Below are 26,550 nucleotides of genomic sequence, written 5' to 3'. Positions count from 1 at the left end.
GGCGGCAACCGCTCCACGCTCACCGGGGGCGACGATTCCACCCTCACCGGCGGCGACTGGTCCACGCTCACGATCGCATGGTGGGACGGTAGCCGCCGTCGCCTCGCCGTCGCCTACGTGGGCGAGGACGGCATCGAACCCAACGTCCCCTACCGCCTGGACAGCCTCGGCAAGTTCGTGAGGGCGTCGTGACGCCGCTCCCTCAGCTCGCCACCGTCGACGAGATCGCACCGCTCCTGCGCCTGGAGCCGGACACGGTCATGCGCATGTGCCGGGCCGGCCGGCTGCCGGCTGTGAAGGTCGGGCACCGCTGGCTCATCCATCTCGGTCGGCTGGCTGAGCAGCTCGACCCCGAGTCCGCCCCTGCCCCGTCGAGCGCCGGTTCCGCCGCTGGCGCTCCGGGGCGGGGCGTCTCCGAGGTGAACCGGTGAGCGCCGTCGTCGGGCCTGAGCCGGTCGACGTCGAGAAGCCCGAGGCGCTCGACGTTCGCCACTACTCGGTCACCACCATTATCGGAGCGCTCGACAAGCCGGCCCTGCAGTACTGGGCGGCCGAGCAGGCAGCCCTCGCCGCCGTCCAGGTGGCCGGATCACTCCAGGCGCGCATCGAGGAGGAGGGCGAGGAGGCGGTCGTGAAGTGGCTGCGGGACGCCCGCTTCCGGCGGCCGAAGGGTGTGCGCTCGTCCGCCGAGCTGGGCACCGAGGTGCACGCGGCCTGCGAGGAGTACGCCCTCACCGGCCAGCGGCCCGAGGTGGACGACGAGGTGCGCCCGTTCCTCGATCGGTTCGACGAGTGGCTGCAGCAGGCGCAGCCGGTCTACGAGGCGGTCGAGACGACCGTCTACAACGAGACGTTCGGCTACGCCGGCACGCTCGACGCCATCGCCTCGGTCGGCGGCCAGCGGGTGATCGTCGACTACAAGACGAGCCGCAAGAGCGTCGACGGCCGTGGCAAGCCGTCTGGCCCCTATCCCGAAGTGGCGCTGCAGCTCGCCGCCTACCGGCACGCCGAGCTGGCTGCCGTCTGGCGCCCGCGGCGCTACGAGCAGTTCCGGCGTCGCTACTACCTGCTCGGCGACGACGAGCGGTCGATGGCCGTCCCGGTGCCCGAGGTCGATGGCGGCATCGCCATCCACATCACGCCCGAGCACTGCACCGCCTACCCGGTGCGCTGCGACGGGCAGGTCTTCGACGCTTTCCTGTTCGCGCTCGAGGCGTTCCGGTGGCAGTCGGGCCTGAGCAAGAAGGTCATCGGCGAACCGCTCGTGTTCGCCGAAGAGGGGGAGTGATGGCGATCATCGGGTTGCAGCGGCGCTTGCACGAGGCCGGCCGGATCCGCATCGGTGCGGCCGAGCCGACGCCGAACGGCAAGAAGCGGCCGCTGAAGCTGGCGCAGTTCCGCTTCACCAGCCGCAACCGGCGGGCGATCGAGGCGGTCGCCGTCACCTACGGCGGCGAGGCGCGCCCGTGGGCCGATGCTCCCGGCGGCGAGCAGTGGGAGGTGTTCACCACCGCGGCCGAGATTCCGGTCACCGTGCCGCCCGAGCAGATGTCGTTCAGCCAGCACTACGAGACGTGGTCCGGCGGCGGCTGCCAACGGCGGTGCGACGGCGAGCACGACTCGATCAGCGACGGGCCGTGCTTGTGCGATCCCGACGCCCGGGAGTGCAAGCCGCACACCCGCCTGTCCCTCATGCTCGCCGCCTATCCCGGCACCGGCCTGTGGCGGCTGGACACCAGCGGCTACTACGCCGCCACCGAGCTCGGCGGTGCGATGGAGGTGGCCGCCATGCTCACGGCCACCGTCGGCCGATCCGTGCTGCCGGGGACGCTCCGCATCGAGCACCGGACGGTGAAGCGGCCCAACAAGCCGCCGAACAACTTCGCCGTTCCCGTCCTCGACTTCCTCGTGGACATGGGCGCGCTGGCCGCCGGGACGGCCGCTGCCATCGCCGGCGTTCCCGCGCCGGTCGCTGCGACCGTCGCCGCAGCGCTGCCGACCGCATCGCTCACGCCCGTGCCGAGGGACGACTCGCCCGTGCCATCGCTGCCCGAGCAGATCGCGGCCGTCGAAGCCGATCCCGCGCCCGCCCGACGCCGGGCCAACGCAGCGCCGCCGGTGGCGTCCAGCGGGCGACGCCCGCGCCCGGCGGCCGAAGTCGACGACGAGGGGCCGGGAGGCGCCACGACGGTGGCCACTCCCCCGGCCGCCAGCGCACAGGACACGCCGATCGCTCCGGCGGCGTCCAGCCCGGCCCCTCGTTCGTCATCCCGCCGCGGCACCAGGTCCACGCAGACGGACGAGGCGAGGGCACAGGCGCCGTCGTCCGCACCGGCCTGGTGTCGTGATCTCCACACCCGTGCCACGGCCGTCGGCCTCGACGAGGCGCAGTTCCGCGCCGTCGTCGGATTCGCCACGAATGGCCGCACCACCTCGACGGCCGAGATGAAGCCGGCCGAAGCCGCGTACTGCAACGCCACGCTCAGCGACATCGAGGCGAGCGAGCTCGTCCTCACCCCGCAGCCCGACGGCAGCTACGTCGTCGACCCGAAGTTCTGAGGAGGTCGTCATGGAATGGTTCGCCGGCGCCGCGCTCGGCGTCATCTTCGGCCTGATGTCACCCGCCACGCCGTGGTGGCTGACGGTCATCTCGTTCGCCGTGCTCGTGGGGCTGATGCTCGTGAGCATCGTCCTCGACGCGGCCGAGCGCCGGCGGCGGCGGACGGCCTGCAACCGGCGCCCGCCGCAGCACCACCACGTCCTCGTCCTGCACAGCGACGCGCCCTACGACTGGGCCGCCGACGACACACCAGCCAAGGAGGCCTGACCACCATGACCCTGGACGCGCGCACCGTCCCCATCGAGTCGCTCGTCCCGAGCGACGACAACCCCCGATCCGACCTCGGCGACCTCGGCGGCCTGGCCGACTCGATCGCCACCATCGGCATCACGTCCCCGCTGCTCGTCCGGGAGCTGCCCGACGGCAAGCTCGGCCTGATCGCCGGCCATCGTCGGCTGGCAGCGGCTGCCCGGGCGGACCTGCCCATGGTGCCGGTCATCGTCGAGAGCAACCTCGACGAGACCGAGCGGCTGACCATGCAGCTCGTCGACAACCTGCACCGTGAGGACCTGGCGCCGCTCGATCGAGCCGCCGCCTTCCAGCAGCTCATCGACCTCGGCAAGACACAGGCCGAGGTGGCGAAGCTGACCGGCGTCAGCCAGCCGACCGTCTCCAAGGCGCTGGCGCTGCTCGACCTGCCCGAGAAGGCGAAGACCTTCGTCGACCGTGGCCTCATCACGCAGACCGACGCCCTCGCCCTGGCCTCGCTGCCCGAGGAGCAGCGGGACGACGTGGTGGCCGAGCTGCCCGACATCGAGGACGAGGACGGCGAGCCGGTGCCGGACGAGGAGATCGAGGACTTCGACCTCTCGTGGAAGATCCGCCGGGAGCAGGCGAAGGCGCTCGACCGGGAGCGCACGGCACAGGCGATCGAGGAGGCGAAGGCGGCCGGCGTCGCGGTGCTCACCTTCGACGAGTACACGGCACTCGGCACTGCCGTGCGACTCTCCGCGCTCCCCTGGCTGACCCCGAAGGAGCGCAAGGCGCACGCTGACGCCACCTGCCGGGCGCTCGGTGTGCAGGGCGACGGTCGCGGCACGTTCGAGATCTGCCTGGCGCCGGCCACGCACGAGCGGCCGGAGCCGAAGGGCGCCAAGGAGCAGGGCGCGCCGAAGGTGACGGCCGAGGAGGAGCGCGAGCGCCAGCTCCGCTTCCGCCACTGGGACGAGCTGGACCTCGCCACCGAGCGTCGGCGGACGTGGCTGGCCGACCTCAAGGCGAAGCCGGGCGAGCTCGCGCTGGCGACCGCGGCACTGCAGACGGTCATCGGCGAGATCGGCACGGACGAGGACATCCAGCTGGTCTGCACGCTCCTCGGCATCGACCCCGCCGGGATGGACCACGCCGCAGCGGCCGACGCCATCGTGGCCCGGGCCACGGCCAAGGAGATCGACGCCCACCGGGCCGCGTTCTTCCTGGCGCTCGCCCGGTTCGAGGCGATCTTCACCATGTCCCGCTACGACCTCGATGACGCCATCGTGGCCGAGTACTACCGCCTCGAGGTCGACCTGTACCTCACCCGCCTGCAGGCGCTCGGCTACGAGCCGACCACGGCCGAGCGCCGGTACGTCGGCTGGCCGTTCGAGGAGGACGAGGACGCCAACGCCGACCTCGACGACCCGGTCGACGAGATCGGGCCCGAGCCGGTCATCCACCTGCGCCAGCAGGGCAAGCGGTGGCTGCGGATGTGCTCGGTCTGCGGCAAGCTCGACGGATTCAACACCAACGAGAGCGACGCCCGCGAGCGCGGCGACGTCCACCTGGCCGAGGAGCACGGCATCGACGTCAGGGCCTCGGCATGAGCGCCCTCACCATCGACAAGCTGCGGGAGCAGCTGACCGCCGAGCGGGACGCACTGCAGCGCCAGCTCCGGTGGATCGAGGACTCGCTCATCGCCCTCGACGACATCGTGAAGGGCGTGCTCGACGGCGCGCCGGTCATCAAGGTCGAGCGCGGCCCGGCAGCCGACACCGTCATCGTCGACGACCCGCCGCCCGCCACCACGGCCGAGGCGAAGCGGACTGGCAACCGCCGCCGCTTCACCGACGAGGAGAAGCACCTGGCCGTCCGTGAGGCCGAGAGCGGTGTCAGCGATGCCTCGGTGGAGCGACGCCTCGAACTGGCCGCCGGGTCGATCAACCGGTGGCGCAAGGCCGGGTACGGCAAGAAGCCGGTCGCCATGGGCGGCTCGATCACCGGGACGAATCCCGGCCAGCCCACCAAGGCCAAGACCGCCGGCGGTCCGTCGGCACGCTGCCCGGTCTGCAAGGCGCTCGTGCCGATCGAGGACCCGACACAGCTCAACGCCCGGGACAACGCGCTCCTGCACCACCTCGACGAGAACCCGTCGTGCATGACGGCCGTGCGGAAGGCGGGTGCCAAGTGAAGGTACCCGGCCAGCTCAACCCCGACGACTACCGGCACGAGATCGCGCTGTCGCGGAAGATCGTCGCCGAGCTGGAACACGGCGGAGACTGGATCGAGATCGAAACCTTCGCCGGAGCGCTCGACATGGCCGACGAGCTGCTGGCCGAAGTCGAGCGCCTGCGAGGCGAGTCATGAGCCGCAACCCCGAGGGCGCGATGCTCACGCTCCCGCGTCCCGAGCAGATGCCCGTCGACGTGACCGGCCTGATCGAACGCCAGATGCCGTGGCGGGCACGAGCGGCCTGCATCGGCATGGACGGGCGGCTGTTCTTCGTCGGACGGGGCGAGGAGCTGGATCCCGCGGTGGTGGCCGCGTGCGAACGCTGCACGGTGCGTGACGAGTGCCTCGACTGGGCGCTCCGTCACGAGCACCTCGGCTACTGGGGCGGCATGGGCGAACGACCGCGGCGGACGCTGCGTCGGCGGCTCGGGATTCGGGTTGGTGAGTCGTGAGCCTCAGCCGCGCAGGATGCTGCGAGACCTGGCCGAAGCCGTGCCCTTACCACGAGGGCGTGGCGGACACGCTGGCGCAGGTCGATCCCGAAGGTCGAACGTGTGAGTCGTGCGGCGATGAAGCCGCCCTCGTGCTGCCGTCCGATGGTTCGGCGTGGTGCGCTGCGTGCCACGGGAGCGCCATCAGGCTTGGGTACGACTCGGTGGACGAGGACCTGTCGTGACCGCCCGGTTCATCCAAGGGCTGTGGGAGTGGGAGCCGTGAGCGCGTCCACGACCGTCACGATCACCTGCGACGGATGCGGGGCGACCTCGACCCCGATGGCGATCAGCGCCGCCGGAGTCCGCTGGCTTCTCACGCGACGCAATGGCTGGCACCACGCTCGCGGCAGCCATCGCGACTACTGCGACCTGTGCACAGACGAAGGCCGCCACGAAGGGGAGGGCTCGTGACCACCGCGCTCCTCCACGTTCATCGCAACGTCGACGGCATCCACGTCCTGTACGAGCGCGAGGTCCCGGCCGACGACCTCGACACCGAGCTGACGATCGAGAACTGGTTGCCGGGCCGCATCGTGACGCTGACGATCGAGGAGGCCGACTGATGGCGTGGGTGTACCTCGATGACCACTTCGACGAACACCCGAAGGTGCTGCTGGCTCGTGAGGCGCACCGTGACGCGCCGTGGCTGTTCGTGGCCGGCCTGTGCTACTGCCGTCGTGGCGACACCGACGGCCTGATCATCGCTCCGCAGATCCCGCGCCTCATCACCAGCTACACGGCGGCGGTGAAGCGAGCACTACTCGCGGCCGGCCTGTGGGACGACGCCGGAGACGGCTCCGTGCGTGTCCACGACTGGAGCGAGTGGAACCGAACGAAGGACGAGCGGTCGGCGTCGGCTCGCAACGCGGCCCGGGCTAAGTGGGGCAACCAGCGCGCTGGAACGAGCGCCGCCGAAACGAGATCGAAGAGGCTCGCCGAAGCTCGGCAGCTCGGAACACATACGGCAGCCGAGTGGGAAGAACTCGTCGTTGCGTGTGGGTCGAACTGTCTTCGTTGCGGCGAGCCTTTCGGACCCGACCGGAAGAGAGTCAAGGACCACATCGTTCCGATTTACCAAGGCGGCAGCGACGCTATTGGGAATATCCAGCCCCTCTGTTCTCGCTGCAATTCCAGCAAAGGGTCCGAACGCATGGACTACCGGCCTGAAGGGACGTGGAAGGCGTGAAACGCCTACTCGAACGCCTCCGGCGTGCAGGCATTTCCGCAGACGTTCCGCAGGCGTCGGGTTGCGCAAAACGCCTGCCCAATACCCCTTCCCCTACCCAATTGACTTACATGATGATGACTACGCGAGTCTGTTGGGGCTCGACCGTCGTCATCATCGAGGAAGGATCACGATGACCGACGACCGGCTCAGCGAGGATCAGCTCAAGGCGGCGATGGCTTCGCTCGCCAACTGGTCGGGCCAGCCGTTCCCGGACGAGGAGCGAGCGATCTGGCGAGCTGCGCTGCGCGGCTACCGGCACGGCGAGCTGTCGAAGGCACTCGACGCCTGGCAGCGCACCGAGAGCGGCAGGTTCCGTCCGAAGCCGGGCGATCTGGCGCAGTTCCTCGATCGGCCACACCGGCCGCAGCCGTTGCCGTTCCGAGCCGCCGACGCACCCGAGCCGCTGAGCGAGGACGAGCGTCTGGCGGGTATCGAGGCGATCCGGCGGATCCGCGACGAGGCCGGCCTGAAGTCGCATCTCGACCGTCGATCGGCGGCGTCGTGAGCGACGGCCAGGAGCGCGATCACACCGGCTCGATCGCCGTCGCCGTCGTGACGAAGCCGGTCGCTGTGGCGCTCGTCGAGGCGCTCACGATCGCGCGGGATTTGCGCTCGCCGGCAGACTTCGATCCGATCATCGCGGCGATCCAATCGCTCGACAACATGCAGCGGATCGACTTCACGATGGCGTTGCTGATCGTCGCTGCCCGGCGTATCTGCGATCACGAGCTCCAGCAGCTCGGCGCGCGGCTCACGACGCCGCCGATCGGCGATCGGATCGGGCTGTGACCGCCGAACCGACGCCGGGCTACGTCGCGCTGATGTCGGCGGTCTCGGAGGAGGAATTCATGCGCTCGGTCATCGGCATCGCCGAGGCGCGCGGTTGGCTGGCGTACCACACGCACGACAGTCGCCGAAGCCAGCGCGGCTTTCCGGATCTGACGCTCGTGCGCGGATCGCGGCTCGTCTTCGCCGAGCTGAAGACCGTCACGGGCAAGCTCTCGACGGCGCAACGGCACTGGCTGGCCGCGCTGCGCGACACCGCCGCCGAGGTCTACGTCTGGCGGCCGCTCGACATGCGCATCGTCGAGGAGACGCTCTCGTGAGCGTCCTGCATCGCGGCCGGCCGGTCGAGGTCGAGTTCTTCGGCGGTCCGAGCGACGGCTCGATCGAGACCGTGACGGATCCGATGTACCGCGTCGAACGGCGCATCGGCGGAACGCACACGATCGCCGTCTACGAGCTGCGCCAGATGACCGATGGGCGGATCCGCTACGTCTTTCGCCGCTGGACCACCGAATCGAGGAGGGGTTGATGGATACACCCGCAATGCCCGACGAATCGCCGCAGGTCGTGCCACCGATGCCCGTGCCGGTCACGGTCATGGTCGGCGGCGCGCAGACGCCGGTCGGCATGATGACCGTGCTGCGGATCGACTCGCCGACCGGCATGCATGTGTCGTTCCTTGGGCGCGACCAGGCGCTCGAGCTGGCGTCGATGCTCAGGCACCAGGCACAGACCGGAAGTCGGCTCGTCGTGCCGACCGGCGACCTGTCGGTGCCGAAGTGAGCGCGCCGGATCCGGCCGTCATCGAGCGCCTGGCCGACGCGCTGCGCGCCGAGATCCTGAAGGTGAACTTCGACTACGGCGGTCTGTACTCGGTCGCCTATGCGCGGCCGCGAGTCGCCGATGAGGTGAAGACCGCGCACCAGGTCGGCGGCGATCTGTCGTCCGAAGTGGTCGGTGATTCGGCAGCGTTGCGACGGTGCATGCACGACGCTGCCGAATCGATGTTCCGAGCGTTCCGCGAGATCCAGCACGCACAGGCGCGGCTGAACGACCTCATGGCGCGCATCGACAAGCGCCGGCCAGTCGAGCCCGAGCAGCACGAACGTGCGATCGCACACCCTGCCGATCGTGGCGACGTGCGGCGCGCCGAAGCGGCGCAGCAGCGACGCGCACAGCGACTGGCCGATCGGCAGCCACCGTGGGCGCGTGACGAGGTGGCCGGCTAATGCTTGACATCCTGACCTGGGAAATGTAATCCTGTCGGAAGCTAGCCATCGTGCGCCCCGTACCACATGAGGTGTTGATGGATCCGATGCCGGTGTGTTCGGTCTGCGCTCAGCGACCGGCCCGTTCCAGGAAGCTGCGGTCGACGACCGATATCCATCGCTGCGTCACCTGCTATCACTTCCACCGGCGGCACGGCCACGACCGTTCGGTCGAGATGACCGAACGCCAGCGCCAGCGTGACGAGGAGCGACGATGCAGCGATCGTGCCTCGGCTGTGGTCGGCTCATCCAGTCGGGCAGTCGCTGTGGATCGTGCCGCCGTCAGCGACACACTGCCGCGTACGGCGGCGACTGGCGACGAGCACGAGCTGCACTCGCTGGCATCGACCGGTGTGCCAGGTGCGGTGAGCGAGGATCACCAGCGAACCCGCTGACCGCTGATCATGTTGTTCCCGTCGCTCGCGGCGGCACGGACGACGCGTCCAACCTGCAGGTGTTGTGTCGGCGGTGCAACTCGTCCAAGGCTGATCGGTGAGGCGACGTCGGCGGCCGAGCAGGCATCGGCCCGGGCGGCATCGGCATCCGTCTCGGCATCGGCCTCGTCGGCATCACCACCGGGCCCGGCATCGGCCTCGCCGGCATCGGTCCTCGCACCATCGGCGGCACCTGCACCACCGGCGGGCGAGGCATCGTCAGCATCACCGCCGACGTCGGCACGCCCTGCATCGTCGTCGTCGGCAGTTGCACCGGGGGCGGCACACTCGTCGCAAGCGTTCGCACGTCCGGCATCGTCGGCACACACACCACGTGCGGCATCGTCGACATGTGCAACATCGGCGGCATGCACATCATGTGCGCCACCGCCGGGCGGTGCGTCATCATCGGCGCCACCCATAGGTTGAGTGCAAAAACTTGCCGTGACCAGGGCATACGCCGTGACCCGGCCGTCAATTTTTTTCGTGTACGGGTTCCGATGGATGGTGCCCGTCAGCCGATTTCCGCCGACCGGGAGGGCCGTCGCCATGCCGGGACCCCCGCCCAAGCCGGCCGAACGGCGCCAGCGCCGCAACAAGCGTGACGTCGGCACCGTGCGTTCGCTCGCGACTCGGTCGGAGGGTGGCCATCCGGACCATCCGGCACCGGGGAAGGGCTGGCTCGTCGCCACCACCGAGTCCTGGCACGGCTACTGGGAGTCCGACGTCAGCCAGCTCGCCACCAAGGCCGACCACCCGGCCCTGCGCCGGCTCTGGGGCTACTACGACGAGCAGCGACGGCTCCTGAGCAACGCCGCGAAGAAGCGCCTGGTCGAAGGCTCGACCGGCCAGCCCGTCCTGAACCCGCTCTTCAAGGCTGCGCTCGACATCGAGAAGGTCATCTCGCCGCTCGAGGACCGGTTCGGCCTCACGCCGCTCAGCCGCCTGCGCCTGGGCGTGACCTTCGGGGATGCCCACCGGTCGCTGGCCGACCTCAACGCCGAGCTGGAGGCAGACGACGACGATGCCGGCAGCGACGACGACCCGAGGTTCACGGTCGTCGACGTCGAGGCGATCGACGCCACCGCCAGCGACGCCACATAGCTGCACGCCGAGGAGCTCGCCGCCGCCGACGACGGCCCCGACCGAGGGCCCGAAGGTCGTCCGGTGGATCGAGCGCAACTGCGTCTACGGCGAGGGCGACAAGTTCGGCCGGCCCGTCAGGCTCGACCCGTTCCAGAAGCACTTCCTCTACCACCTTTACGAGTTGCGGCCCGACGGCAAGACCCGGCGCTACCGGCGGGCGCTCTTCGAGGTCCCGAAGGGCAACGGCAAGACGCCGCTGTCTGGCTGGGTTGGGCTCTACGAGCTGTGCGGGCCCGGGCGGTCGTCGCCGCTCATCCCGGTCGCCGCCGCTAGCTACGCGCAAGCAGACCTGCTCTTCGGGGACATGCGGGCGGCGGCCACCGAGTCGCCGACGCTCAGCCAGGTCCTCGAGCCGTTCGAGGGCGAGATCCAGATCGCCGGCGGTGCGCCTGGCCGGGCCTACAAGGTCGCCGCCGTCGCCGGCACCAACGACGGCCAACGTCCCAGCGCATTCTTGGCCGACGAGATCCACGAGTGGACCGGCAACAAGGCCCGGGTCCACCTGGTCATCTCGAACGGGACGGCGAAGCGCCGCAACAGCCTGGTCCTGAACACCACCACGCCGGGCAGCGACCTCGAGTCGATGGCGGGCAAGCTCCACACCTACGGCCTGGCCGTGAACGCCGGCGAGATCGACGACGACGAGTTCCTGTTCGTGTGGTACTCGGCCGACGACATCTACGACCTCGACGACCCCGCGGAGCTCGAGGCGGCCGTGCGAACGGCCAACCCGGCCGCCGACACGTTCCTGCGGGTGCCGGACGTCATGAGCCGCTTCCACCAGATGCCCCGGTTCGAGTTCGAGCGCTACCACCTGGCCCGCTGGACGACCGTCGGGGAGTCCTGGCTGCCGCCGGGCGCCTGGGACGCCTGCGCCGACACGGCCCGGGCGGTGCCGGACGGCACCGAGATCGTCCTCGGCTTCGACGGGTCGGTGAACAACGACTCGACGGCCCTGGTCGCCTGCACGGTCGAGCCGACGCCGCACCTGTTCGTGGTGGACGCCTGGGAACGGCCGGCCGAGGCCAACGCCCACTGGGCCGTGCCGATCATCGACGTCGAGGAGCGCATTCGCCAGGCATGCCGGCGCTGGTCGGTGCGCAGTGTCATGTGCGACCCGTTCCGGTGGAGTCGGTCGCTGCAGATCCTCGAGGCCGAGGGCCTGCCCATGGTCGAGTTCCCACAGACCATGGTCCGCATGACGCCGGCGACGAGCCGGTTCTACGAGGCGGCCGTCAACCGGCAACTGACGCACTCGGGCGACCCGCGCCTCGCTCGCCACATCGCCAACGCCACGCTCCGCACCGACGCACGCGGCAGCCGGCTGTCCAAAGAACATCGGGAGTCCTCACGCAAGATCGACCTCGCCGTCGCCGCCGTCATGGCGCACGACGGGGCCTGGTCGGTCGAGGACCAGGACGACGGGGAGCTGCACATATGGTGACCGCCCTCGTCCGGATCGTCCGCGGCTGCGTGGCATGGCTGCGTGAGGCTTCATCGCTCGTCATCGAGCTGCTCGCGCTCGCCCTCGTCGGTGTCGGTGTCGGCATGGTCTCCGTCCCGGCAGCGCTGATCGTGATGGGCGTGGCCGTGATCCTCGCCATCGAGACCTCCGCATGAGGACGCTGTTCGGCGGCGAGCGCCGAGGGAACCCGTTCGAGAACCCGGCGACGCCGCTCACCGACGCCGGCCTGCTCGACTTCTTCGGCGGGACGCCGACTGCAGCCAACGTTCCGGTGAGCGAGGAGTCGTCGCTCCAGTTCGCCGCCGTCTATCGCTGCGTCCAGTTCCTCTCGGCGCTCGTGGCCGGCCTGCCGCTGAAGTGCTACCGGTACCGCGACAAGTCCGAGGTCACCGTCCCCGCCCTCCAGGCTGCGTGGCTCGGCACCACGCCGTTCGAGATGTGGGAGACGGTGATGACCCACCTGCTCCTGTGGGGCAACGCCTACGTCCACAAGGTGCGCAACGGTGCCGGCACCATCATCGAGCTGCGCCCGATCCACCCGTCCCGCGTGTTCCCGAAGATCGTCGGGCCCGACGCCGACAGCCCGAACGTCAACAAGGTCTTCGAGGTGATGGACAAGAACGGCCGGGCGGTGCCGTACACCACCAGGGACATCATGCACATCCCGGGCCTCTCCTACGACGGGATCCGCGGCCTGTCGCCGGTCGGCCTCATGCGCCAGACCATCGCCATCGGCCAGGCGGCCGACAAGCTCGCCGCCCGCCTGTTCGGCAACGGCGCCCTGATGTCCGGCGTGCTGGAGACCGACCGCATCCTGTCCCAGGAACAGGCGGACATGGTGAAGGCCCGGTGGCGCGAGAAGATGTCGGGCCTCAGCCACGCCCACGACATCGCCGTCCTCGACGCCGGCACGAAGTTCACGCCCATCGCACTGCCGCCCGAGGACGCCCAATTCCTCCAGACGCGGCGGTGGCAGACGGTCGAAGTGGCGCGGTGGTTCGGCATCCCGCCCCACCTGGTGGGCGACGTCGAGAAGTCGACCTCGTGGGGCACGGGGATCGAGCAGCAGAACATCGCGTTCGTCTCCTACACCGTGCGCGCCTGGCTCACCCGCATCGAGCAGCGGGTCACGCGGGAGATCGTCGAGCCGACGACCCAGTACGCGGAGTTCCTCGTCGACGGGCTGCTGCGTGGCGACACCGCCGCTCGCTACGCCGCCTACGCCGTCGGCATCCAGTGGGGCTGGATGACCCGCAACGAAGCGCGGGTGAAGGAGAACCTCGAGCCGATCGACGGCCTCGACGAGCCGCTCACCCCGGCCGAGGCGAAGGTCGGCGTGAGCAAGGAGATGCCCATTCCCGGCGCCGGCGCATCGGACCCCGGAGCGGACGACCCCGACAACGACCTGTCGGACGACCCGTCCTCGACCTGAGGAGCTGCCATGCCCGTGCCCGTCATCGAGCGCCGCTACCTGTCGCAGCCGGAGGCCCGGGCCGCCGCCGGCGGCAAGGGACTCACCGGCTACGCCGCCGTCTTCAACCAGGAGGCGCAGATCGGTGATCCCGAGTGGGGCTTCCGGGAGATCATCGCACCGGGGGCGTTCACGAAGACGCTCCTGGAGCAGGACGTCGTCACCCTGGCCGACCACGACATGGCGAAGCCGCTGTCGCGCATGTCGGCCGGGACCTGCACGCTCACCCAGGACGGCCACGGTCTCCACGTCGACTCGGACATCCCGCCCACCAGCTACGGCAACGACCTCCGGGTCAACCTCGACGTGGGGAACGTCAAGGGAATGAGCTTCGGCTTCCGGGTGACGAAGGACGAGTGGCAGACGCTCGCCGATGGCAGCGACCTGCGCACCATCCGGGAGGTCCAGCTCTTCGAGGTCTCGACCACCGCGTTCCCGGCCTACGAAGGAACCGAGGCCGCGCTGCGCTCGTCCGAGCTCCGCAGCGTGGCCCTCGCCCGCCGGGCGCAGCGAGCTCGCCGGGATGCGGACACGACCGACGACGACGACCCCGGCGCGCTGGCCTCCGGTGTGGATGCCGCCATCGACGAGGCCGTCGACCTGTTCGCCTCCGTCGACACCACCGAGCTGCCCGAGGCCGTCGCCCAGGGCATCGCCCTGATCCAGGCGGCGGACTCCACCGTCGACCACCTCCTCGCCGTCCTCGGCGTCCCCGATCCCGACCAGGACGGCGACGACACCGACGACGACGACGACCGATCTCGCCACGAGCCGGGCCGCACCACTCGTGACGCCACCGATGCAACCGAGCCGGCCGACGCCACTCGGGTCGACATCGACGCCCGCCGCCGGCGCCTCCGTGCGCTGTCGGCAGTCCACCGCCTGCCGCTCGACGCGGCGGGCACCGACCCGAAGGAGTGAACATGACGACCAGGGAGCGCATCCAGCACCTGCTGGACCAGCGGGCCACCGCCTGGGCCGAGATGCAGGCCATCGACGCCGCTGCCGGCGCCGGCGAGGGCCGTGCCCTCACCGCCGAGGAGCGGGAGAAGTGGGACCGGATCGAGACCGACATCTCGACCTGGTCCGAGGAGATCGACCGCCTGCAGCGCATGGCCAACCTCGACGCCACGCTCAGCGCGCCGGTCGAGGACCGGCACCTGAACGGCGCCTACGGCACGACCGGCGAGGACAACGCCGCGCAGGCAGCGCAGCTCGAGCGGGCCTTCGGCCAGTTCCTGCGCTACGGCATCGAGGACCTCGCCCCGGAGGACCGGAAGCTCGTTAAGAGCCAGTTCCGGGCCGGCCGAGAGAACCGAGCACAGTCCGAGGGCACGACCACCGCTGGTGGGTACTTGGTGCCGCAGGGCTACTGGGAGCGCATCTCGGAAGTCCTGAAGGCGTACGGCGGCCTGCTCGGGATCAGCAACGTGATCCGGACCGAGACGGGCCAGCCGCTGCCGTGGCCGAACAACGACGACACGGCCAACGTGGGTTCCATCCTGGGTGAGAACACCCAGGTGACCGAGGTCGACCTGACCGTCGGGCAGCGCGTCCTCAACGCGTGGACCTACACCAGCAACCTGGTGCTCGTCTCGCTCGAGCTGCTGCAGGACTCGGCCTTCGACCTGGACGTGTGGATCCCGAAGAAGCTGGGGCAGCGCCTCGGCCGCGCCATCGCCGCGAACTTCGCCACCGGCACCGGCACCGGCCAGCCGCTGGGCATCGCCACGAGCCCGACCGTCGGTGTGACCGGCGCCACCGGCCAGACGCTGACGATCACCTACGACAACATCGTCGACCTGGTGCACAGCGTGGACCCGGCCTACCGCTCCGGCGGCAACGCCCGGTTCGTCATGGCCGACTCGTCGCTGGCCGTCATCCGGAAGATCACCGACTCCTACGGGCACCCGTTGTGGCAGCCGTCGGTGTCGGCGTCCGACCCCGACTTCCTGCTCGGCTACCCGCTGACCATCGACCAGGGCATCCCGGTCATGGCGGCGAACGCCTACAGCGTGTTCTTCGGCGACTTCGAGGCCGGCTACGTGGTCCGGCAGTGCCTCGACGTCCAGATGATGCGCCTGACCGAGCGCTACGCCGACTACCTGCAGGTCGGGTTCTTCGGCTTCCTGCGCCTCGACGCTCGGCCGGATGACGCCCACGCCGTCAAGGCGTACCAGAACAGCGCCACCTGACGCTGAGCAGTCCACGTTCCGGGGAGCGGTCGCCGATGCGCCGGCGGCCGCTCCCCGTCCCTTCGATCCAGGAGGTCCCGATGGCCGAAGCCGTCTCCCCGCAATCCGTCATCGCCTCACCGTCCCGCAGCGCCGACGGCGCCGTGGTCGAGCAGGGCGCGACCCTGGTCGGCGATCGGGACTCGCTCGTCGAGCAGGCCGTGCGCCAGCTCACCACCCAGGCGCCCGGTGGCGACCCGGCGACGATCCGGGCCCAGGCCGAGCGGGAGGTCGACGCGCTCATGGGGAACGCCGCTCCTGCGCCGCCGCCAGCGCCCGCGCCCGTCATCGAGCCCGAACCGGTGCCCGATCTGGCAGCCACCGACCCGGCGGCCGGCGACGACTGATGCCGCGCGTCCGCTTCCTCACCAGCGTGGCCGGCGCCACGTTCTCGGCTCGTCCCGGCGAGGTCCTCGACCTCCCGGCCGACGAGGCGCGGGTGTGGGCGGACGGCCAGCGAGCCGAGCTCGTCCGTGAGGCACCGATGGAGCGCACCACCCGCCGGGCCCGGATGGAGCGCTCGTGACGACCGAGATCGTCGACCTGCAGGCCGACGTGCTGCCCTACCTCGGCCTCAAGTCGATGCCGAGCGACGGCGGCGCCAAGCTGCAGGGGATCATCGACGCCTGCATCTCCTCGATCGAGTTCGAGACCGGCCCGATCTCGGCGACCACGATCACCAACGAGATCCACGACGGCGGCGACACGTCGATCTACCTGCGCACCGTCCCCGTGATCTCGGTCACCACCATGACAGAGATCATCGGGATGATCCCCTACACGCTGACCCTGCAGCCGGTGGGCGCGCCGGTCGACAACTTCGGCTTCTCGATCGACGACTACGCCGCCGGCCGCATCACCCGCCGATCTGCCGGCAGCCAGCCGTTCCCCTTCTACGCCAACACCGGGAACATCTCGGTCACCTACGTCGCCGGCATGAGCGCCACGCCGCCGAACCTGCGCCTCGCCATCCTCGAGTTCGTGAAGCACATCTACCAGTGGGGCCAGCAGGCGAACCGGCCGGCCTTCGGCGCGGCGCCCGATGAGGTGCCGGGCCCTGGCCCGACGGGCTACTTGATGCCCAACCGGGTGCGGGAGCTGCTCGAGCCGAACCTGCGTCCGATTGTGATCGGATGACGACCGCCTTCGCTGCCGTCGACGCCCTCGTGACGCTCATCGAAGGCGCCATGCCCGCCGACGTGACGGTGGTCGACGGCTACCCCGGTCCGAACGTGCCCGACCAGATCGTCGCCGTGGGTGGCACGCCCGGCCCGATCATCACGTGGCACTCGGCGCCGGCCGAGCTCGGCTCCAACCGGCGGGAGGAGAACTACACCATCGCCTGCGTGGCGAGCGTGGCCACCGGTGGCGAAGCCGACCAGGAGCGGGCGGCGAGGGACGCTCTCGCCACGATCGTGGCCGCCATCGAAGCCGCCATCTACGCCAACCCGACGCTGTCGGGGACCGTCCGCTACGCGCAGATCGTCCACGGCCTGTTCACCGGGACCAACGCCACCACGGCGACCCGCGGCCGCATGTGGACGCTCGTGTTCAACGTCGAGTGCACCGCACGCGTCTGAGAGGAGCAACATGCCCGCCTTCCGCAACACGACCTCGGATCGGCTCGAGTTCCCGACCCTCGGCATCACGGTCGACGCCGGCGCCACGGTCGAGCTGACCGATGCACAGGCGGCGGCGCTGAGCCCGTCCCACCCGTTGCTGTCGGCCGTCCCGGCCGCACCCGTCGCGCCGCCGGCGGCAACGCCCACCCCGGTCTCCGTCCCGGAGCCGACGACCCCCGCCGCAGCGCCGGCGGTGAAGGGAGCCTGACATGGCCATCGGCGCAGGCATCGGAGCATCACTCGGCATCGGCGTGGAGACGGCCTACGGCACCTACGCCACCCCGACGCGCTGGACCGAGTTCGACAAGGAGTCGCTGGCGCTCGAGGCGAAGGACGTCGACGGCCAGGGCATCGCCGCCGGTCGCATCGTGGAAGCGGGGAGCCAGCGCGTCCGCACGACCCGCCAGGCGAAGGGCGCCGTCGATACGTCGGTCTTCCAGACCGGCATGGGCATGTGGCTGTCCGCCCTCATGGGCTCGACGGCCGTCCCCGTCCAGCAGGCCACCAGCACGGCCTACCTGCAGACCCACGTGCTCGGCAACCCGAACGGGATCAGCCGCACGATCCAGATGGGCATCCCCGACCTGGAGGGCGTCGTGCACCCGTACACCTTCCTCGGGTGCAAGATCACCGACGGCAAGCTCACCTGTGGCGTCGACGAGCTGGTGAAGGCGTCCTTCACCATCGACGCCATGGACGTCAACGAGACCGAGACGTTCGTCACGCCGGCGTTCGTCACGCCGAACCCCGAGTTCCACTTCGCCGAGGGCGTCGTGCTCATGGGGGCCTACGGGTCGGAGGTGGCCGTCGCCGGCATCCGCAAGGCCGAGATCGACCTGAAGTGGACGCTCGAAGAGCAGCGCTTCTACTTCGGGGGCGCCGGCGTGAAGGAGGAGCCCGTCGTGAACGGGTGGGCGGCCATCTCGGGCACGCTCGACACCGACCTGCTCGACAAGACCAAGACGGTCGACCTCTATGCCGCCAACACCCCCACGTCGCTGCTGCTGACGTTCACCGGCCCCGTCATCTCCGGGTCCTACAACTACGAGATGACGGTCCACATCCCGCAGATCTGGTTCACGGGCAAGCCGCCCGAGGTGGGCGGCCCGGGCGTCGTGCAGCCGGCGATGAGCTTCGTCGGTCGGTCGGACGAGACCAACAACCCGATGACGATCACCTACCAGTCGACCGACACGACCCTCTGAGCCGCCGGCCATGCCTGGCGGCAAGCACAAGGGCAGCCAGGTCGCCGTCGTCGGGATCCTCGCCGACGGGTTCACCGACCTGGCCCGGGCGCTCCGGACGATCGACAAGACCGTCTGGCGGGACCTGCGCCGGGACCTGAAGGCGGCGGCCGAGATGGTGGCCGACGACGCACGGTCCCGCGCCGGTTATTCGTCGCGCATCCCCGGGTCGATCACGACGTCGGTGACGCTGACGGGCGCCACGATCAAGGCTGGCGGCGCTGCCGCTCCGCACGCCGTCGTGCTGGAGGTGGGCAGTTCCGGCTCGGCCCACGGCTGGCTGCGTCACCCCGTGTTCGCTCGATCCGACGAGGACCGCTCGGAATGGACGTGGATCGACCAGCCGACACGGCCGTTCCTGTTCCCCGCCTTCGAGGCGCACCAGGCCGAGGTCCTGGAGCTCGTGGGCGAGGCCATCGACCGAGCCGCACACGCGGCCGGCTTCCACTGACACCGAGAGGGACTCCATGCGCATCGAGTTCGAGGGCACGATCTACGACTACGACCCGGCGGACGTGTCGATCGCCGCCCTCATCGTCATCAAGGACTTCACCGGCCACGGATACGAATCGTGGATCAAGTCCTTCGACGACCTCGATCCCCGGTCGCTGCAGGCGCTGTGGTGGCTGATGCGCCGGCAGAACGGCGTCGTCGAGACGATCGCCGCCGTCCCGGACGTGAACGCCCTGGCGCTCCTCGCAGCCTTCACGAAGGCGGTCGACGACGCGCCCGCGCCCGACGTCGAGGCCGACCCGACGGACCCTACCGCAGCGCCGGTCGCTCCCCCCACCGGCGCTACAACGCCGACGCCCGTCGTCTCCGAGGCGAGTACCTCTTCGCCCTCGCCCACGTCTGCCATCTGACGCCGGCCGACGTCGACGCCCTCCGCTGGGGCGACTTCCTGCTGCTGACCGACGGCATCGACGCCTACATCGAGGCGCGCTCGAAGAGCTGAGGAGCTGCCATGTCCACGCTGACCAAGACGCTGATGGTCAAGCTGGTCGGCAACACGTCGCCCCTCTCCGAGCAGCTCCACAAGGCCGAGGGCACGGCGTCGAAGGTCGGCGGCCGCATGTCGAAGTCGTTCTCCGGACTGTCCGGCGTGCTGTCGAACCTGGGCGTCCCGCTCGGGCCGTTCGGCGCCGGTCTCGACCAGCTCGGGCAGCACCTCGACGGCGTCGACAAGAAGTCCCACGGCTTCGCCTCGGGCATGGCCGAGATGGGCAAGGCGATCACGATCGGCGGTGTCGCCGCCGTCGGCGCTGCGGCCACCGAGTCGATCAAGCTGGCCATGAGCTACGACAAGGCGACGGGGCAGCTCGCATCGAATGCGGGCATCACCGTCGCCGCGGCCAAGCGGATCGGTTCGGCCTTCCTCACGACCGGCGGTCAGACCACGTTCTCGGCCCAGCAGATCATGGGCGCCTACGCCGGCGTCGCCGGTCAGCTCGGCCAGACCGAAGGGCACGCCCTGTCGGCCACGGACGCGCTGACGGTGATGAAGGACGCGACCGACCTCGCCGAGGCGTCGGGCACCGACCTGACGTCGGCCACGTCGGGCCTCTCGCAGGTCATGCAGGCGTACGGCGTGTCCGTGAAGGGCGCCGGGGCTGCCACCGACGTGCTCTTCAACGTCTCCCGCGCCACGCACCAGCCCATCGCCGGCTTGACGACGATCCTCGGTCGGCTGCATGGCCGGCTCGGTGCGCTGGCGCCGAGCCTGGCCGACGTCGGCACGCTGATGATGTTCCCGCAAGTGGCAAGCCAGGGCAGCCGTGGCGCCATGATCGTCAACACCGGCCTGCAGACCCTCATCGGCGGAAGCAAGGCGGTGACGAAGGAGCTGGGCTCCCTCGGCGTCAACATCTTCGACGCCAGCGGGAAGTTCGTCGGCATGCGGTCGGTCATCGCCCAGGTGCAGCCGAAGCTCGCCGGCATGACCGACCAGCAGCGCCTGCTGGCCGAGCAGACGCTCTTCGGCAAGTCGGCCGCGCAGCTGATGGGCTCGACGGTGATGGGTGGCGTCGCCGCCTACGACGCAGCGCACGCTGCCGTCACCCGGCTGGGCTCGGCGCACCGGGGAGCGGAACGCGCCACCGACAACCTGGCGGCGACGACCGAGAAGCTGAAGAGCGCGGCCGAGGATCTCGGGGTGAAGTTCGGCGAGTTCCTGGAGCCGAAGCTCCTGGGCGCCGCCCACGCCGCGCAGAAGGTCGTCAACTTCTTCGAGAAGAACAAGACGGCGGCCATCGCCCTCGGCGTGGTCGTCGGCGGCGTCCTCGCCGCAGCCGTCGGGGCATTCGCGGTGAATACCGGCGTGAAGCTGGTGCGGTCCGTGGCCGACGCCGGCAAGGCCATGGGGAAGCTGGGCAAGAAGGCCGTCGAGATGATCCGCAAGCTGGGCCTGTTCCAGGCGGCCGAGGAGGAGACCGGCGCGGCGTCGGAGGCCATGGGCAAGGAGAGCTCGATGGCCTTCGGCCCGATCGGCATCGCCATCGCCGCCATCGCCATCATCGGCTTCGAGGTCGTCAAGCACTGGAAGACGATCAGCAAGGACCTGGGCAAGGCGTTCCACGCCATCGCCGGGGTGGCGAAGACGGTGTGGCACGGGATCCAGCGGGTGTTCGACGGCTTCATGGACTTCCTGAAGTCCTGGGGCCCGAAGGTCGGCCTGGTGCTCCTCACCGTCCTCACCGGTGGCTTGGGTCTCGCCGTGGTCGCCTTCGTGAAGTGGCACAAGCAGATCATCGGGTTCGTCGAGAAGATCCCCGGCGAGATCGTCCACGGGCTGTCGTCACTCGGCCACCTGCTGGGCCGGTGGGCCACCGACGCCTGGCACCTCGGCTACGAGGCGTTCGTCACCGAGTGGCACATCATCAAGGAGCTGGTCTGGACGATCCCGCAGAAGATCATCGACGGCGTCATCGGCCTCGGCGATCGGCTCTACCAGTGGGCGTCGGAAGCGTGGGGCATGGTCACCTCGGCGCTGGCGTCGGCATGGTCGGCCACCTGGTCGTGGATCACGGGGCTCCCCGGCAAGATCCTCAGCGGGCTCGGGAACCTGGGGACGATGCTGTGGAACGCGGGGACGGGCATCGTGCAGGGACTCGTCAACGGCATCAGCTCGGCGTGGCACCTGGTGTGGGACTTCATCAAGGGCAAGATGACCGGCCTCGTGTCCGGCGTCCTCGGGTTCTTCGGCATCCACTCGCCCTCGACGGTGTTCGCCGGCATCGGCCGCAACCTCATGGAGGGCATGGCGCTCGGCATCACAACGGGGTCGACGTCGACGAGTTCGGCCATGGCTGCGGCCAACGCCCGCCTGTCGGGCCTGTCCGGGAGCCTCACCACCTCGGCGCTGGCCAGTGCCGGGACGGGTGCGTTGGCCGGCGGTGTGAGCCCGGGCGCAGCGCCGTCGGCCGGCGCACCCGAAGTGAACGTCTACGCCCAGACCAACGCTGATCCGCACCAGATCGCCGCCGAAGTCGGCTGGGCGCTCCGGACGATGCTGTGACGCTGCCGGCCACCGCACCACCACCGCTCCTGGTCGGCCAGGGCAGCATCGGCGGCGTCACCTTCGGGCCTGGGACCTCCTGGGGCGTCGTCTCGATCGAGGGCCTGTCGCTCCCGCAGGTTCGCTCGGGCGACACCGACCGTTCGCTCGACACTGGCCAGCTCCAGGGGCTGAACTTCCTCGGCGGCCGGGACGTGACACTCACACTCGATCTGGTCGCCACCGACGCCGACGCGGCGTTGACGGCGCTCACCGAGCTGGCAACGGCGACGGCGGTGTCGAGCACCGAGCAGCCGTTGTGGCTGAACCTGACGGGCACGCCGCTGGCGGTGATGTGCACCGTCAGGAAGCGGGCGTTCCCGATCGACTTCAAGTTCACGGCCGCCCTCGTGCGGGTGACCCTGGCGCTGCACGCCACCGATCCGCGGCTGTACGGCGCGTCGTCGACCGGCTCCGTCGGTCTGCAGCTTCCGTCAGGCGGCCTCATCTTCCCGCTGACGTTCCCGATGGTGTTCGGATCGGCCTCGCCGTCGACGGTGACGGTCGACAACACCGGCAACGTCGAATCTCGGCCTGTGCTCACGATCACCGGGCCGGTCACCAACCCGGTGGTGTCCAACACGTCGGTGGCCGGCGCGCCCGCGCTCACGATCTCGAACCCGCTGCAGACGGGCTACACCGTCCTTGCCGGCGACCAGCTCGTCATCGACATGGACCTGCGGACGGTGTCGTACTACGCCGGCGGCGTCGGTGCCGGGAACCCTGCCGACCGCAGGGGATGGATCGCTCCCGGTTCGAGCTGGTGGACGCTGCAGCCTGGCGTGAACGATGTGGAGTTCTCGTCCGGTGACACCTCCCTCACCTCGGCCACGCTCGCCGTGACCTCGGCGCCGGCAACGATCCTGTGAACGCCCCGAGGATCACCTACAGCGTGCGCGACGTGATGACCGGGACGCTCCTCGGCGAGCTGCCGCTCACCGGCGTGCGGTGGTCGTGGGTCCTGAACGGCGCCGGCAGCTTCAGCGGCAAGCTGAACGTGGCCGACCCGCGGGTGGCTCTGCTCGACTGGAAGGCGCTGACCCAACCGTCCCGAGCGGCGTTGTGGGTGGGCGTCAACGACGCGCTGGTGTGGGGCGGCATGATCACCGCCCGCACCCGGGACCGCTCGACGATGTCGGTGTCGGTCACCGCGGCCGACTGGGCCAGCTACCTCGGGCGCCGTCAGCAGGCGAAGGACTACGCGACCACCTGGGCCACGACAGCAGCGTCACCACTCACCATCGGCGAGACGATGGTGAACGACGCCCTCCAGGCGGTGGGCTCGCTGCCCATCACGGTGGTCACCGACGGGACGGTCCCGAACGCCTACTGGATCCGGGCCAGCTTCCCCGGTAGCCAGCGCCAGACCCTGCAATCCGTGCTGTCGATGCTGGCCGGCATGGGCTACGGTGTCGGGTTCGACTACGCATCGGACGTGACGGGCACGCTCGACGACCCGTTCGGCTCGGTGACACTCAGCTATCCCCGCCGGGGACGGATCGCCGGTGAGACCGGCCTCGTCATCGAGACCACGCCCGACGCACTCGGCGACACATGGACCGAGGACGGCACTCGCCAGGCCACGAGCGTGAGCGAGATGTCGACGGGATCGGGAGGCGTCCAGCAGCAGACGCTGTGGGCGCCGGCCTTCGGCGAAGGGTACCCGCTGCTCGAGCGCCAGCTCTCCCACTCGTCGATGTCCTCGACGCCCGCCGACCAGTCGGTGTTGTCCGCCACGCTCGCCGGCGACATCGGGCGCCTGGCCTACCCGCCGCTCACGGCTACGGTTCCGGTCCCGGCGTTCGGTGGCAGCGTCGCCGTCGGCGAGTTCCTGGTCGGCGATGACGTCAGGGTGCGTGCGGGAACGGGCGGCGGCGGCATCGCCGATCCGCTCTTCCCGGATCCGGTGGACACTTATCTGCGGATCGTGCAGGCGACGGTGCACGTGGCCGATCAGGGGGTCTCGACGATGACGCTGTCGCTCACGACGCCGCCGACCATGACGCCTGTGGCGCCGACGATCTGATGCCGTCCTACGAGCCGCCCGCCGACCAGTTCCTCATACAGACCCTCGCCTCCCACGAGGCGCAGCTGCGGGCGCTCGCCGCGCAGCAGCAGTCGACGATCACCGACGAGCTCGGCCGGCCCGTGCTCAACATCGGCTTGATCCCCGGCAGCGACCCGGCGCAGTACGGGCTGCAGTTCCTCGACCCGGCGAGCGGCCAGCCGCGCATGTTCATCGGCTCGACATCGTCGGGAGCGGTGGTCGAGTTCTACGACGCGACCGGCGCACCGGTGGTCGAGCTTGGCCCGTCGGGCCTCGCCGTCCTCGATGACACCGGCGTCACCCAGGTCATGGCCGGCCTGCTCAACGCCTCGCCCGCCGTGTACGGGCTCGGCGTCCTGCCGGCCGTCCCTGGCGCATCCGGCCTGCAGAGGGTCGGCGGCGTTGCCAGCCAATCGGGCTACAGCGCTTCGAACGTCGTCTCGAACGGCGTCTGGACGGCGCTCGGGTCGGCGCCGGCCTTGTCCGTCAATCTCGGTCCGAGCGGTCTGGCGAAGGTCACGATCAGCGGGACGATCGCCACGAACGGATCCGGGGTCGAAGGCTTCGTGGGCGTGTCGGCGAACGGCGGTGCGACGTACTCACTGGCCGACGTGTCGGTCAGTGGGACGGGCGCGGGCGCCCTGATCACGTCGACGGGGAGCGCGGTGTTCTCGGCAGCCTCCGGCGCCGTTGCCAACGCGACGAACAGCTTTCAGCTGCAAATGCAGACGGCCAATGCGTCGTCCCCGAGCAACACCGTCAGCTTCGATTCCTGGGGCATGACGATCGAGCCGCTGTGAGAGGAGCCTGATGGCCGCCGAGAACCCGCCATTCGTCCTGCAGAACGCCAGCCACAGTGCCGCACTCGTGCGCCAGGCGGTGGCATCCCTGAAGGGCGCACGCCTGCCGGGGACCTACACCAACAACGCATGGCCCGCCGGTGTCGTCGGGGCCGGCGACCTGGCCGTCAGCGCCAACAGCACGCCGAACATGTCGGTCAACGTGGCCGCCGGCCAGGCGTGGATCGCCGGGTCGGAAGCGGCCAACCAGGGCCTCTACTACTGCTTCAACGACGCGCCGGTGAACCTGGTGGTGGCAGCATCCGACCCGACCAACCCCCGCTACGACCTCGTGGCGGCCACCGTCCTCGACGCCGCCTACGCCGGGGCGTCCAACGAGTGGCTGTTGCAGGTCATCACCGGGACGGCCGCGGCGTCGCCGGTTGCTCCATCGCTGCCCGCCAATTCGCTCGCCCTGGCGCTGGTGTCGGTGCCGGCCGCCGCCAGCTCGATCACGAGCGCCGACATCGTCTTCCCGATCAGCCAGACGGCCTTTGCGCCGCCGGTCTACGACGCCCCGCTCCAGGGCAACTTCACGGTCCCGGCCAACGGGACAGGCGCGATCTACCCGGGCACGCCGAACGTCGATACCGTCGGCGGGAACGACACGACCGACCATGGATTCAAGGTCCCCCCCGGTTGCGACGGGTACTACGTCGTGAATGCCCAGATGACCGGCTCGCTGCCGAGTGCCGGCGAGTTCCAGGTGGCCATCGAGGTGAACGGCACCGTCGTGCGGCGCGGCCACGCGTACTCGAGCAACAACATCATCACCAAGGCGTCGACGATGTGGCGGGGACACCTCAACGTCGGCGACGTCGTGACGGTCGCCTACGCGAACGACTCCGGTTCGACCCTCACCGTGATCTCGGACAACACCACGCACGCCCTATCGCTGGAACGGATCGGCTGAGCCATGCAGCGCATGTACGACGCCATCTACCCCTACACGATCCCGGTCGGGTCGATCCCGGCGCCCGACTTCGTGGCCGGGTATGTCGATGGGAACTGGCCGAGCCTCGCCGGGATGCGCCTGCGCTACCCGGCCGCCGTCCCGGTGAGCATCACCGCCATTCCCGGGTCGGCCGGTTCGGCCACCGCCGACGTGTGCGACGTCGAGAACGGCGACTACACGGCCGCGCAGGGTGGCGCGTGGGCGAAGGCGCGGTTCGTCGCCGGGTTCGTGCCGTGCCTCTACACGTCCGAGTCGAACTGGCCCGCGCTGCGAGCTGCCGTGGCCCAGGCTGGCGTGGACCCGGACCTCGTGGACTGGTGGATCGCCGGCTACCCCGGGAGCGCCGGTGCCTGGCAGCTCTACCCCGGCAGCGTCGCTCACCAGTTCGTCGACCGCGGCCCCTACGACGAGTCGGCGGTTGTCGACGGCTGGACGCCAGGCCGGCCGCTGCGGCCGCCCGCACCCGTCGTCACACCCCCCGCACCACCCGCACCGACCCCGGAGGTTTGGATGATCCCGACCGGCTGCACCGACGACGGCGCCGTGCGCGCCCAGATCAGGGAGTGGTGGGACACCTACCGCACCGACCTGATGAGCGAGGGCGACCAACAGGTCTTCCTCAACTTCTTCCACATGCCACCGACGCAGCAGGCGTGGGGCATCAGCGGCTATGGCGGATCGCCGGACCTCCTGCTCGCCGGGATCGTGGACGACGCC

At 70.0% G+C, this 26,550-nt stretch carries 37 protein-coding genes and 2 pseudogenes; 38 read left to right on the top strand and 1 reads right to left on the bottom strand.

Annotated elements, in window-relative coordinates:
- The 18 genes and pseudogenes from M6444_RS17670 to M6444_RS23065 form a co-directional block, all read left to right on the top strand.
- A pseudogene (locus tag M6444_RS17670) lies at positions 1-192 on the top strand (hypothetical protein); the annotation flags it as partial.
- A complete protein-coding gene (locus M6444_RS17665) occupies positions 189-431 on the top strand; it encodes a helix-turn-helix domain-containing protein (protein WP_298330422.1) in 243 nt (80 codons plus the stop codon). The pseudogene M6444_RS17670 and the gene M6444_RS17665, both read left to right, overlap by 4 nt.
- Entirely contained in the window at positions 428-1,288 is an 861-nt protein-coding gene (locus tag M6444_RS17660; RefSeq protein ID WP_298330418.1) for a PD-(D/E)XK nuclease family protein, read from the top strand. The genes M6444_RS17665 and M6444_RS17660 overlap by 4 nt, the downstream gene beginning before the upstream one ends.
- Positions 1,288-2,559, top strand: a complete 1,272-nt coding sequence (locus tag M6444_RS17655) for a hypothetical protein (RefSeq protein ID WP_298330415.1) — start codon at positions 1,288-1,290, stop codon at positions 2,557-2,559. The genes M6444_RS17660 and M6444_RS17655 overlap by 1 nt, the downstream gene beginning before the upstream one ends.
- A gap of 10 nt (positions 2,560-2,569) precedes the next feature.
- Complete coding sequence (locus M6444_RS17650) at positions 2,570-2,827, top strand: hypothetical protein (protein WP_298330414.1); 258 nt, start codon at positions 2,570-2,572, stop codon at positions 2,825-2,827.
- A gap of 5 nt (positions 2,828-2,832) precedes the next feature.
- Complete coding sequence (locus M6444_RS17645; RefSeq protein ID WP_298330412.1) at positions 2,833-4,422, top strand: ParB/RepB/Spo0J family partition protein; 1,590 nt, start codon at positions 2,833-2,835, stop codon at positions 4,420-4,422.
- Positions 4,419-5,006 (top strand): transposase, encoded by a 588-nt coding sequence (locus M6444_RS17640; RefSeq protein ID WP_298330410.1) that lies wholly within the window; start codon positions 4,419-4,421, stop codon positions 5,004-5,006. The genes M6444_RS17645 and M6444_RS17640 overlap by 4 nt, the downstream gene beginning before the upstream one ends.
- Positions 5,003-5,182 carry a hypothetical protein gene (locus tag M6444_RS17635; RefSeq protein WP_298330407.1) on the top strand — a complete coding sequence of 60 codons (180 nt, stop codon included), beginning with the start codon at positions 5,003-5,005 and terminating at the stop codon, positions 5,180-5,182. Before M6444_RS17640 ends, M6444_RS17635 begins: the two co-directional genes overlap by 4 nt.
- Positions 5,179-5,499 carry a WhiB family transcriptional regulator gene (locus M6444_RS17630; protein WP_298330404.1) on the top strand — a complete coding sequence of 107 codons (321 nt, stop codon included), beginning with the start codon at positions 5,179-5,181 and terminating at the stop codon, positions 5,497-5,499. The genes M6444_RS17635 and M6444_RS17630 overlap by 4 nt, the downstream gene beginning before the upstream one ends.
- A gap of 449 nt (positions 5,500-5,948) precedes the next feature.
- On the top strand, positions 5,949-6,104 hold the full coding sequence (locus tag M6444_RS17625) for a hypothetical protein (protein WP_298330401.1): 156 nt from the start codon (positions 5,949-5,951) through the stop codon (positions 6,102-6,104).
- Positions 6,104-6,727 carry an HNH endonuclease signature motif containing protein gene (locus tag M6444_RS17620; RefSeq protein WP_298330398.1) on the top strand — a complete coding sequence of 208 codons (624 nt, stop codon included), beginning with the start codon at positions 6,104-6,106 and terminating at the stop codon, positions 6,725-6,727. Before M6444_RS17625 ends, M6444_RS17620 begins: the two co-directional genes overlap by 1 nt.
- A 172-nt stretch (positions 6,728-6,899) precedes the next feature.
- Positions 6,900-7,274 (top strand): hypothetical protein, encoded by a 375-nt coding sequence (locus M6444_RS17615; RefSeq protein WP_298330395.1) that lies wholly within the window; start codon positions 6,900-6,902, stop codon positions 7,272-7,274.
- 47 nt (positions 7,275-7,321) lie between these two features.
- Positions 7,322-7,558 carry a hypothetical protein gene (locus M6444_RS17610; protein WP_298330393.1) on the top strand — a complete coding sequence of 79 codons (237 nt, stop codon included), beginning with the start codon at positions 7,322-7,324 and terminating at the stop codon, positions 7,556-7,558.
- Positions 7,555-7,875 carry a VRR-NUC domain-containing protein gene (locus M6444_RS17605; protein WP_298330390.1) on the top strand — a complete coding sequence of 107 codons (321 nt, stop codon included), beginning with the start codon at positions 7,555-7,557 and terminating at the stop codon, positions 7,873-7,875. The genes M6444_RS17610 and M6444_RS17605 overlap by 4 nt, the downstream gene beginning before the upstream one ends.
- Positions 7,872-8,084 carry a hypothetical protein gene (locus M6444_RS17600; protein WP_298330387.1) on the top strand — a complete coding sequence of 71 codons (213 nt, stop codon included), beginning with the start codon at positions 7,872-7,874 and terminating at the stop codon, positions 8,082-8,084. The genes M6444_RS17605 and M6444_RS17600 overlap by 4 nt, the downstream gene beginning before the upstream one ends.
- Entirely contained in the window at positions 8,084-8,338 is a 255-nt protein-coding gene (locus M6444_RS17595) for a hypothetical protein (RefSeq protein WP_298330384.1), read from the top strand. Before M6444_RS17600 ends, M6444_RS17595 begins: the two co-directional genes overlap by 1 nt.
- On the top strand, positions 8,335-8,784 hold the full coding sequence (locus tag M6444_RS17590; protein WP_298330381.1) for a hypothetical protein: 450 nt from the start codon (positions 8,335-8,337) through the stop codon (positions 8,782-8,784). The genes M6444_RS17595 and M6444_RS17590 overlap by 4 nt, the downstream gene beginning before the upstream one ends.
- Positions 8,785-9,037: 253 nt before the next feature.
- A complete protein-coding gene (locus tag M6444_RS23065) occupies positions 9,038-9,319 on the top strand; it encodes an HNH endonuclease signature motif containing protein (RefSeq protein WP_363326415.1) in 282 nt (93 codons plus the stop codon).
- Here M6444_RS23065 and M6444_RS17585 read toward each other — a convergent pair.
- The gene (locus tag M6444_RS17585; RefSeq protein ID WP_298330378.1) at positions 9,200-9,808 is read right to left on the bottom strand and encodes a hypothetical protein; all 609 of its coding nucleotides are present in this window, start codon (positions 9,806-9,808) and stop codon (positions 9,200-9,202) included. The two genes, M6444_RS23065 and M6444_RS17585, sit on opposite strands and share 120 nt — an antisense overlap.
- Between M6444_RS17585 and M6444_RS17580 the strand changes: the two genes are divergently transcribed.
- The 20 genes and pseudogenes from M6444_RS17580 to M6444_RS17485 form a co-directional block, all read left to right on the top strand.
- Entirely contained in the window at positions 9,807-10,361 is a 555-nt protein-coding gene (locus tag M6444_RS17580) for a P27 family phage terminase small subunit (RefSeq protein WP_298330376.1), read from the top strand. The two genes, M6444_RS17585 and M6444_RS17580, sit on opposite strands and share 2 nt — an antisense overlap.
- Positions 10,282-11,847: a terminase large subunit gene (locus M6444_RS17575; protein ID WP_298330374.1), complete on the top strand. Its 1,566-nt coding sequence runs from the start codon at positions 10,282-10,284 to the stop codon at positions 11,845-11,847. Before M6444_RS17580 ends, M6444_RS17575 begins: the two co-directional genes overlap by 80 nt.
- Positions 11,841-12,023, top strand: coding sequence for a hypothetical protein (locus tag M6444_RS17570; RefSeq protein WP_298330372.1), 183 nt, complete (start codon positions 11,841-11,843; stop codon positions 12,021-12,023). Before M6444_RS17575 ends, M6444_RS17570 begins: the two co-directional genes overlap by 7 nt.
- A complete protein-coding gene (locus tag M6444_RS17565; RefSeq protein WP_298330370.1) occupies positions 12,020-13,300 on the top strand; it encodes a phage portal protein in 1,281 nt (426 codons plus the stop codon). Before M6444_RS17570 ends, M6444_RS17565 begins: the two co-directional genes overlap by 4 nt.
- Before the next feature lie 9 nt (positions 13,301-13,309).
- A complete protein-coding gene (locus M6444_RS17560; protein ID WP_298330367.1) occupies positions 13,310-14,260 on the top strand; it encodes an HK97 family phage prohead protease in 951 nt (316 codons plus the stop codon).
- Positions 14,261-14,262: 2 nt separating this feature from the next.
- A complete protein-coding gene (locus M6444_RS17555; protein ID WP_298330364.1) occupies positions 14,263-15,534 on the top strand; it encodes a phage major capsid protein in 1,272 nt (423 codons plus the stop codon).
- An 80-nt stretch (positions 15,535-15,614) separates the two neighbouring features.
- Entirely contained in the window at positions 15,615-15,920 is a 306-nt protein-coding gene (locus M6444_RS17550) for a hypothetical protein (RefSeq protein WP_298330361.1), read from the top strand.
- A complete protein-coding gene (locus M6444_RS17545; RefSeq protein WP_298330359.1) occupies positions 15,920-16,099 on the top strand; it encodes a hypothetical protein in 180 nt (59 codons plus the stop codon). The genes M6444_RS17550 and M6444_RS17545 overlap by 1 nt, the downstream gene beginning before the upstream one ends.
- Positions 16,096-16,710, top strand: a complete 615-nt coding sequence (locus tag M6444_RS17540; RefSeq protein WP_298330357.1) for a hypothetical protein — start codon at positions 16,096-16,098, stop codon at positions 16,708-16,710. Before M6444_RS17545 ends, M6444_RS17540 begins: the two co-directional genes overlap by 4 nt.
- Positions 16,707-17,153, top strand: coding sequence for a hypothetical protein (locus M6444_RS17535; protein ID WP_298330354.1), 447 nt, complete (start codon positions 16,707-16,709; stop codon positions 17,151-17,153). The genes M6444_RS17540 and M6444_RS17535 overlap by 4 nt, the downstream gene beginning before the upstream one ends.
- 10 nt (positions 17,154-17,163) lie before the next feature.
- A complete protein-coding gene (locus M6444_RS17530; protein ID WP_298330352.1) occupies positions 17,164-17,403 on the top strand; it encodes a hypothetical protein in 240 nt (79 codons plus the stop codon).
- 1 nt (position 17,404) lies between these two features.
- Complete coding sequence (locus M6444_RS17525) at positions 17,405-18,400, top strand: phage tail tube protein (protein WP_298330349.1); 996 nt, start codon at positions 17,405-17,407, stop codon at positions 18,398-18,400.
- 10 nt (positions 18,401-18,410) lie between these two features.
- Entirely contained in the window at positions 18,411-18,890 is a 480-nt protein-coding gene (locus tag M6444_RS17520; RefSeq protein WP_298330346.1) for a hypothetical protein, read from the top strand.
- A 16-nt stretch (positions 18,891-18,906) separates the two neighbouring features.
- Positions 18,907-19,302, top strand: a complete 396-nt coding sequence (locus M6444_RS17515; protein WP_298330343.1) for a hypothetical protein — start codon at positions 18,907-18,909, stop codon at positions 19,300-19,302.
- A 101-nt stretch (positions 19,303-19,403) separates the two neighbouring features.
- A complete protein-coding gene (locus M6444_RS17510; protein WP_298330340.1) occupies positions 19,404-21,953 on the top strand; it encodes a phage tail tape measure protein in 2,550 nt (849 codons plus the stop codon).
- Positions 21,950-22,861 (top strand): phage tail domain-containing protein, encoded by a 912-nt coding sequence (locus M6444_RS17505; RefSeq protein ID WP_298330337.1) that lies wholly within the window; start codon positions 21,950-21,952, stop codon positions 22,859-22,861. The genes M6444_RS17510 and M6444_RS17505 overlap by 4 nt, the downstream gene beginning before the upstream one ends.
- Before the next feature lie 23 nt (positions 22,862-22,884).
- Positions 22,885-24,018 carry a hypothetical protein gene (locus M6444_RS17500; RefSeq protein WP_298330335.1) on the top strand — a complete coding sequence of 378 codons (1,134 nt, stop codon included), beginning with the start codon at positions 22,885-22,887 and terminating at the stop codon, positions 24,016-24,018.
- Positions 24,018-24,839 carry a hypothetical protein gene (locus M6444_RS17495; protein WP_298330330.1) on the top strand — a complete coding sequence of 274 codons (822 nt, stop codon included), beginning with the start codon at positions 24,018-24,020 and terminating at the stop codon, positions 24,837-24,839. Before M6444_RS17500 ends, M6444_RS17495 begins: the two co-directional genes overlap by 1 nt.
- 10 nt (positions 24,840-24,849) lie before the next feature.
- Positions 24,850-25,791: a hypothetical protein gene (locus M6444_RS17490; protein WP_298330328.1), complete on the top strand. Its 942-nt coding sequence runs from the start codon at positions 24,850-24,852 to the stop codon at positions 25,789-25,791.
- 3 nt (positions 25,792-25,794) lie between these two features.
- A pseudogene (locus M6444_RS17485) lies at positions 25,795-26,550 on the top strand (hypothetical protein); the annotation flags it as partial.

It is taken from the genome of Haloactinopolyspora sp., assembly GCF_027324685.1.
In the GTDB taxonomy this organism is placed as follows: Bacteria; Actinomycetota; Actinomycetes; order Jiangellales; family Jiangellaceae; genus Haloactinopolyspora.
This window is presented reverse-complemented; position numbering and strand designations above follow the sequence as displayed.